This is a genomic window from Streptomyces gobitricini (genome assembly GCF_039532985.1).
GTDB lineage: Bacteria > Actinomycetota > Actinomycetes > Streptomycetales > Streptomycetaceae > Streptomyces > Streptomyces gobitricini.
On the sequence record NZ_BAAASR010000034.1, the window covers coordinates 40,357 to 47,514 of the forward strand.

General features: G+C 74.3%; 8 protein-coding genes. 3 read left to right on the forward strand and 5 right to left on the reverse strand.

Features of this window, described 5'->3' with window-relative positions:
* Positions 1-87: 87 nt before the first annotated feature.
* A complete protein-coding gene (locus tag ABD347_RS26315) occupies positions 88-885 on the forward strand; it encodes a hypothetical protein (protein ID WP_344365806.1) in 798 nt (265 codons plus the stop codon).
* Here the strand turns inward: ABD347_RS26315 and ABD347_RS26320 are convergent.
* Positions 875-1,408 (reverse strand): GNAT family N-acetyltransferase, encoded by a 534-nt coding sequence (locus tag ABD347_RS26320; protein WP_344365807.1) that lies wholly within the window; start codon positions 1,406-1,408, stop codon positions 875-877. The genes ABD347_RS26315 and ABD347_RS26320 overlap by 11 nt on opposite strands.
* A gap of 18 nt (positions 1,409-1,426) precedes the next feature.
* Positions 1,427-2,389, reverse strand: coding sequence for a LysR family transcriptional regulator (locus ABD347_RS26325; RefSeq protein ID WP_344365810.1), 963 nt, complete (start codon positions 2,387-2,389; stop codon positions 1,427-1,429).
* A gap of 174 nt (positions 2,390-2,563) precedes the next feature.
* Here ABD347_RS26325 and snpA point away from each other — a divergent pair, with 174 nt between their 5' ends.
* Positions 2,564-3,220, forward strand: coding sequence for a snapalysin (gene snpA, locus ABD347_RS26330; RefSeq protein WP_344365812.1), 657 nt, complete (start codon positions 2,564-2,566; stop codon positions 3,218-3,220).
* A gap of 153 nt (positions 3,221-3,373) precedes the next feature.
* Here snpA and ABD347_RS26335 read toward each other — a convergent pair whose 3' ends face one another.
* Together ABD347_RS26335 and ABD347_RS26340 are read right to left on the reverse strand one after the other, a co-directional pair.
* On the reverse strand, positions 3,374-3,832 hold the full coding sequence (locus ABD347_RS26335) for a DUF6304 family protein (RefSeq protein ID WP_344365815.1): 459 nt from the start codon (positions 3,830-3,832) through the stop codon (positions 3,374-3,376).
* A 324-nt stretch (positions 3,833-4,156) separates the two neighbouring features.
* The gene (locus ABD347_RS26340) at positions 4,157-4,741 is read right to left on the reverse strand and encodes a dihydrofolate reductase family protein (protein ID WP_344365818.1); all 585 of its coding nucleotides are present in this window, start codon (positions 4,739-4,741) and stop codon (positions 4,157-4,159) included.
* A gap of 117 nt (positions 4,742-4,858) precedes the next feature.
* Between ABD347_RS26340 and ABD347_RS26345 the strand changes: the two genes are divergently transcribed.
* Entirely contained in the window at positions 4,859-5,434 is a 576-nt protein-coding gene (locus tag ABD347_RS26345; protein ID WP_344365821.1) for a TetR/AcrR family transcriptional regulator, read from the forward strand.
* 149 nt (positions 5,435-5,583) lie between these two features.
* Here the strand turns inward: ABD347_RS26345 and ABD347_RS26350 are convergent, their stop codons facing one another.
* On the reverse strand, positions 5,584-6,636 hold the full coding sequence (locus tag ABD347_RS26350; protein WP_344365824.1) for a family 2 encapsulin nanocompartment cargo protein polyprenyl transferase: 1,053 nt from the start codon (positions 6,634-6,636) through the stop codon (positions 5,584-5,586).
* Between the last annotated feature and the right edge of the window lie 522 nt (positions 6,637-7,158).

A 7,158-nucleotide genomic window follows, 5' to 3' on the forward strand; every position in this document is an offset into this window, starting at 1 on the left:
TGCGGTGACGTGCTCGGGAAGACGGCCGCCGGCCGGCCGGCAACGGGCGGTCCGGGCACGGCTGCCGCCCCCGGATAGATTGCGTCCATGTCAACACCCAACCCGTACCAGCAGCCTCCCTACCAGCACATCCCTCCGCAGCAGCCCAATCCGTACGCCCAGCCCCAGCCGCCCTACGGCCCGGTCCAGCCGCCCGTTCCGCCGGTTCCGCCGGGTGCGGGCGGTAGTGGCGGTCGCAAGCCGGTGCCGGGGTGGCTGTGGGCGCTCGGGGGCGTGGTGGTGGCCTCGGCCGTGTGGGCGGGGGCGCTGTTCGCGACCGGGACGCTCGGCGGGAGCGAGGCGGACTTCGCGGGGCACCGGTACCCGGACGACATGTGCGGGAGCACGGCCCTGGACGCCTTCGGCAAGCGGTACGCGCTGGAGAAGGAGACCGACTCGGACAACGGCTTCGCCTCCCGGCAGAAGGGCTTGGACCAGAGCTACTGCAGCCACGGCCTCAAGGACCGCGAGGCCGACGAGGACTCGCTGACGAGCATCTACGTGTCGGCCCGGGCCGAATGGCACAAGGTCACCGACCCGACGGGCGAGTTCGCGTCGCTCCAGCTGTCCCACGAGGACAGGTCGGACAAGACGTACACGTACGAGACCGAGCCGGTCGAGGGGCTCGGCGACGAGGCGTACCTGGTGACCGAGAAGCGCGGTCCCGACAAGGACGGGCTCGGCGGCATGACGCTGGCCGTACGGGACGGCTGGTTCACCTTCGAGATGAGGTGGAGCTGGTTCGGCGGCGGCCCCGACGACAAGGCGACGCCGCCGACCGAGCAGGAGGTGCGGGCGATGCTGGAGGCGGACACCCGCGCGACGCTGGACAACCTCAAGGGGTAGCGGCCGCAGGGCACTCGTGGGCCCAGGTCAGGAGCGCGTGGGTGCGGCCGTTGCTCCGTACCGTCTCGGGCGGCTCGCCGGTGAGGCGGAAGCCGGCCGCGCGGGCGACGGCCGCGCTCGCGCGGTTGTCCGGCTCGATCCGCAGGATCACCCGCCGCAGCCCCAGCGCTTCATGGGCGTGGCCGGTCAGCAGGCGGGTGGCACGGGTGGCGAGGCCCCGGCCGCGATACGCGGCGCCGACGGCGTACCCGACGGCGCCCTGGACGGTGCCGAGCAGGACCTCGCCGAGCGGTGCGCCGCCGTCCTCGGTGATGGCCAGGTGGAGGCGGGTGCCGTCGGCGCGGGTGCGGCGGATCATCGTCAGGTACGCGGTCGCCGCGGCCTCGTCGAAGGGGGAGGCGAGGGGCGTGCGGTGGGTGACGGCGGGTTCGTCGAACAGCTCGCTCATGGCGGGGATGTCGGCGTCCGTCCACTCGCGCAGCACGACCGCGCCGTCGGTGAGGGCGAGGGGCGTGGGGAGCATGGGTGCCTTCCGTGGGGGTCAGACGGCCTGTGCCAGGGGGCTTCCGTGGCGCAGCAGCCACTGCCGGTACGCCGAGGTGCGCAGCGCCGCCTCGCGGTAGGCGGCCGCGAGGTCCGCGTACGCCGGTTCCGCGTGTCCCGCGTCGGTGTCCGTCCGGGGGCGGCTGTACAGCAGCAGGCGGACCGCCAGCGGGTCGCCCCGTAACGGCCGTATCGCCATGTCGTCGCGCGGCCCCGACGTCGGCTGGCAGGGTGCCACCACCTCACCGGCCACGATGAGCGACGCCGCCGTGTGGTAGTCGCCGTGCAGGACGGGCGGGTCGATCCCGGCCGCGCCGAGCACCCGGCGCAGTCCGTCCCACTCGCCGTCCACGGTCGGGTCGACCATCCAGCGGTCGTGGGCCAGGTCGGCGAGCTCCACGACCGGCGCGGCGGCGGCCGGGTGGTCCCGGGCCATGGAGATGAACTGGGGCTCCCGCTCGACCAGTACGCGCCGCTCCAGTCCGTCCGGGACGCGCAGCGGGCAGCCCTCGACCTCGTGGACGAAGGCCACGTCGAGCCGGCCGGCCGCCAGCGCCCGCAGGAGGGCGCCCGCCGAGACGTCCATGTGCAGCGTGATGTCCGTGCCGGGCAGCCGGTCCCTCAGCCGGCGCAGCCAGCCGGCCAGCGCCCGGCTGGCGGTGGAGCCGACCCGCAGCCGGGCGCCGTCGGCGCGGGCGGCGGCCGACCTGGTCTCGGTGACGAGCAGGGCCATCTGGGCCACGAGGGGGCGGGCGCGGCTCAGGACGGCGTGGCCCAGCGGCGTGGGGCGGCAGCCGGTCCGCTCGCGCGCGAACAGCTCGGCGCCCAGGGCGTGTTCGATGCGCCGCAGCTGGGTGGTCAGGGACGGCTGGCTGACGCCGAGCAGGCGGGCCGCCTTGTGCAGGCTGCCCGTGTCCGCGATGGCGCACAGCGCCCGCAGGTGCCTCACCTCCAGCTCCATGCCCCGAGGGTAGGACGGTTGACGGTCGTACCACCAGATACGGCAAGGGACTTGAGAGCCGGGTGATGCGCCGGTGCTATCGCCCGTTGGCATCATCCCCGCGGGCCTCCGGCTCCCCGACACTCTCCCCAACCGAACGGCCCACCCAGCCGTTCAGGACACGAGGAGCCCCCCATGAGACACCCCAAGGCCGCGCTGGCCGCTGCCCTGAGCCTCGCCGCCGCCCTGGCCGCCGTCCCGGCCGCGACCGCCACCGCCGCCCCCACGGCCCCCGCCCCCGCCCCCGCGCCTGCCTCCTACGCGGCGTACGCCGGTTCCGCCGAGGACGCCAAGGCGAACCGGGCCTTCTTCGAGGCCGTCATGGAGTCGGTCGCCGAGAAGCGTGCCGCCAACCCCGGCGCCCAGGCCGTCACCGTCGTCTACTCGGCGGCCAACGCGCCGAGCTTCCGCACCCAGATAGCCCGCTCCACGCAGATCTGGAACAGCTCCGTCGGCAACGTGAAGCTCCAGGAGGGCAGCAACCCCGACTTCCGGTACTACGAGGGCAACGACTCCCGCGGTTCGTACGCCAGCACCGACGGCCACGGCCGGGGTTACATCTTCCTCGACCACCGGCAGAACCAGATCTACAACTCCACCCGCGTCACCGCCCACGAGACCGGTCACGTCCTGGGCCTGCCTGACCACTACTCCGGCCCGTGCAGCGAGCTGATGTCCGGGGGCGGGCCCGGCCCGTCGTGCCAGAACGCCCAGCCCAACTCCCAGGAGCGCGCCCGCGTCGACTACCTGTGGCGCAACGGCCTGGCAGCGGCCCTGGCCAGGGTCTCCTAGCGGCCCGCAGGTCTCCGCCGGGCGGGGCGGCGATCCCGCCGCCCCGCCCGGTGGGTACCGGACCGACGGGATACCCGGGCGCCGGACGCCGGAAACGCCGAACGCGGGGCGTCAGGCGTCAGGCGTCAGGCGTCAGGCGTCAGGCGTCAGGCGTCAGGCAGCAGCCTCCGCGCCCTCCGGGAACGAGCGGCCGAACCGGGTGCCGGGGGGCAGCTGACGCAGGATGCGGTCGAGGGCCTGGTCGAAGTCGCCGCCGGCGAGGCCCGACTCGTACGCCGCTCCCCCGCAGTGCAGGTTCAGCTGAAGATCCACTCGCTCGGGTGAGCCGTCGGACAGGGCTTCACCCAGTGCCAACAGGCAGCTGAGGGTGGCTTGTTGGGTGGCACCGTCGATGAGGACCGGTAGCGGCAGGTCCCACTCCAGTACGCAGCCGGCCAAGGGCAGGCCGCCGTTCTCCTCCGCCGCACGCAGCCCGCCAAAGCTCCGGCCCGCGTACTCCACGCCCCTGATACGGGTGGCGATCCGCCGCCCGTCCGCCGTGATCGCGATCGCTTCCGCACCACGGCGGTCCCGGTACCAGCCGGTCCAGACTTCCGTCGACTCCGATGACATGGCGCGGACTGTAGCGCTAGGACCGCCTCCGAGGTGCAGCCGGTCACCCCGGAGCCGGACTTCGGCCGGTCTCGGCGCTCTTGCCCGGCTCGTCCGCCCGCCCCGCCCCGGCGGCGCCGGCGCGCGGCGCGATCACGGGCAGGCCGAGGCTGCCGGGCGGGCGCCCGCGCCCCGAGGATCTCGCGTCACCTCGCAGACGTACCGACAGGACGCCCGCGGGCCGGCCGCTCATACCGTCCGACCACGGACTACGGACCACGGGCGACGGAGGAGACGGGTCACGGACCGCGAGCCGCGGGCGGTCGGGCGTCCCGCGCCGGACGGTCACCGCTTCCTGCTGTACCAGCGCACCACGACACCGTCACCGAAGGCGCGCACGGAGTCCAGCGTGAAGTCGGTGATGGCGAAGCCGGAGCCGAACATCGGCATGCCGGAGCCGTACACCTGCGGGTACGTCTTGATCACGAGTTCGTCGATCTCGTCGACGAGTTCACCGGCGATCCCGGAGCCACCGCAGAGCCAGATGCCGTACTCGCTCTCCTCCGCCTTGAGCTCCCGGATCCGGCCGACGGGATCGTCGGCGATGATCTCCACGTTGGGGTGCGGGGACTTCTCGATGGTGCGGGAGGCGACGAACTCGCGAAGATGGCCGTACGGGCTGGGCAGGCCGGCGTCGAGGCCGACCTGGTAACTGCCGCGGCCCTGGACGACCGCGTCGAAGTGCCTGTTCGCCACGGCCTCCAGACCCAGGGCCTTCCGGCCCTCCGCCGGGATGGTGTCGGGGTACTCGGTGGTGAGGAACGTCAGGTAGTCGCCGTCGACGAACCGCATGAAGGAGCCGGCGTCACCGTCCGGGTCGCCTATGAAGCCGTCGATCGAGCAGGCGACGAAGTAGGTGAGCTTGCGCATGTGGGAGTCCCCCGTTCTGCGGATGGTCAGATGCCATGGCTGCGGAAGCCGTAACCACGACGGCTATAGTGCTCCAGGCGTAGTGGTTGAGCAAGGGCATTTTCAGGAGGCCGCCGCATGGCGAGGAATCCGGAACGCAGGACGGCGCTGCTGGACGCCGCCATCGACGTGCTGGCCCGGGACGGAGCCCGCGGGCTGACCTTCCGGGCCGTGGACGCCCAGGCCGGGGTACCGGCGGGGACGTCGTCCAACTACTTCGCCAACCGCGACGACCTGCTCACCCAGGCCGGGACCCGGATTCACGCACGGATGGTCCCCGCACCCGAGAAGGTCGACGCGGCGATGCGGCCGGAACCGAGCCGCGAGCTGGTCACCGAGCTGATGAAGTGGCTGGTACGGCGCATCGCGGCGGAACGCACCGGCTATCTGGCCATGCTGGAGCTGCGGCTGGAGGCCACCCGGCGCCCCGCCCTCCAGGCGGAGCTGACCCGGGCGGTCCGCGCCGACCTCGACGAGAACGTCCGCTTCCACCTCGCGGCGGGGCTGCCGGGGGACGCGGACACCGTGCTGGCTCTGTACCTGGCCATGACGGGTCTGCTGCTGGAGCACTTCACCCTGCCCGGGGTGCTCTCCGAGGAGGACCTGGACCGCGTCGTGGAAATGGTGGTGAACCGGATCGTGCCCGCCCGCTAGTCCCCGGCACCGCCGGGCGGGCCCGCGACCGGACGGGCACGCGGCCGGGTCGGCGCCCGGCCGGCGCGTACGCCTGGACGGCGGCGCGTACGCCTGGTGGCGCGTACGCCGGGTTCATCGCATACGCCGGGTTTATCGCGTGCGACGGGTCAGCGGGTGCGACGGGTCACGAACTCCGCGAGCGCCAGCAGGTCCCCGGCCGCCGACAGGTCCGGCACCGCCCTCGACAGCTGTTGCACCGCGCGTGCCATCCGGTCGGCCGCCTCCGCCTGCGCCCAGTCACGTCCCCCCGCCCGTTCCACGGCGTCCGCCGCACGCCGCACTCCGGCACCGTCCAGACCGGGCCGTCCGTACAGCTCCGCCAGTTCCGCACCGGCGGGCGTGCCGGAGCCCAGGGCGGCGACCACGGGCAGCGACTTCTTGCGGGCGGCCAGGTCCGCTCCGGCGGGCTTGCCCGTGCGTTCCGGGTCCCCCCAGATGCCGATCAGATCGTCGATGAGCTGGAACGCCAGGCCCGCCTCCCGTCCGAACGCGTCCATCGCCGCGACCTCCGCCTCGTCCGCGCCCGCGTAGAGCGCGCCCAGGGCGCACGCGCAACCGAGCAGCGCGCCCGTCTTGGCGGTCGCCATGGCGAGGCACTCGTCGAGCGACACCTCGTGCGGCCCCCGCCCCTCGAAGGCGCAGTCCGCCTGCTGGCCGGCGCACAGCTCGATCACGCAGGAGGCGAGCCGGGCGGAGGCGGCGGCCGCCGCCGCATGCCGGTCCTCGGCGAGCAGCCGCAGCGCCAGGGCGAGCATGGCGTCGCCGGCGATCAGTGCGTCCGGCATGCCGAAGACGGTCCAGGCGGTGGGCCTGCTCCGGCGGGTGGGGTCCTCGTCGACGATGTCGTCGTGGAGCAGCGTGAAGTTGTGCGCGAGCTCCACGGCGGCGGCCGCCCGGACGGCGGTGTGCGGCTCACCGCCGAGGGCCCGTGCGGCGGCGAGCACGAGCGCGGGCCGGATCGCCTTGCCCGCCTGCCCGGCGGCGGGTGTGCCGTCGGGCTCCTCCCAGCCGAAGTGGTACATCGCCACGCGGCGTATCGACCCGGGCAGCGTCTCCACGGTGGAGCGCAACTGGGGGGTGACGACGGTACGGGTCCGGTCGAGGAGCACCGCGGCCCCCCGGCTCTCGGCCGTCACGGTATCCGTGCTGGTCACAGTCACTTCCTTAAAACAACGAAACGCGGAGAAGGCTGGAGAGGTACGCCGGGCCCACGCCCGGTCGCCGACGCGGCATGGTGTCTGCCCGGCTCCCGGGCCCGGCCGGGCAGCGCGTCCCGGCGCGGGCGCCCACCCGGGCAGGGCACGCCCCGGCCGGGGGCCGGCACCTTGCATGGCCCCGGCAGCCCCGGCCGGGCACCGTGCGGGGGACGACTGCGACTCGGGCGAGGTCCCCGGTCCCGGCCGAGGCCCGCCACCGGACACCGCCCGGCACGGCCCCGGTCCGGCGCCCACCCAGGCACCACACCGCCCGGCCGCCGCGCGCCCACCCGGCTCCGCACCCCGCCGCGCACGCACCCGGCCACCGCGCGCCCACCCGGCCACACCACCCGCCCGGATCCACCGCCCGGCCGCCGGCCAACCGCCCGCCGCGCCCCGTCCGGATGCGCACCCGCCGCGCACGGCACCCGCCCGCCTCCGACCCGGCCGCCGGCCCGCCCACCCCGCCGCAACGCCCGCCCGCCA

Coding starts and splice junctions, on each gene's coding strand:
- ABD347_RS26325 (WP_344365810.1), bottom strand. CDS start 2,389: ATGGAGCTGGAGGTGAGGCACCTGCGGGCGCTGTGCGCCATCGCGGAC.
- ABD347_RS26320 (WP_344365807.1), bottom strand. CDS start 1,408: ATGCTCCCCACGCCCCTCGCCCTCACCGACGGCGCGGTCGTGCTGCGC.
- ABD347_RS26345 (WP_344365821.1), top strand. CDS start 4,859: ATGGCGAGGAATCCGGAACGCAGGACGGCGCTGCTGGACGCCGCCATC.
- ABD347_RS26335 (WP_344365815.1), bottom strand. CDS start 3,832: ATGTCATCGGAGTCGACGGAAGTCTGGACCGGCTGGTACCGGGACCGC.
- snpA (WP_344365812.1), top strand. CDS start 2,564: ATGAGACACCCCAAGGCCGCGCTGGCCGCTGCCCTGAGCCTCGCCGCC.
- ABD347_RS26340 (WP_344365818.1), bottom strand. CDS start 4,741: ATGCGCAAGCTCACCTACTTCGTCGCCTGCTCGATCGACGGCTTCATA.
- ABD347_RS26315 (WP_344365806.1), top strand. CDS start 88: ATGTCAACACCCAACCCGTACCAGCAGCCTCCCTACCAGCACATCCCT.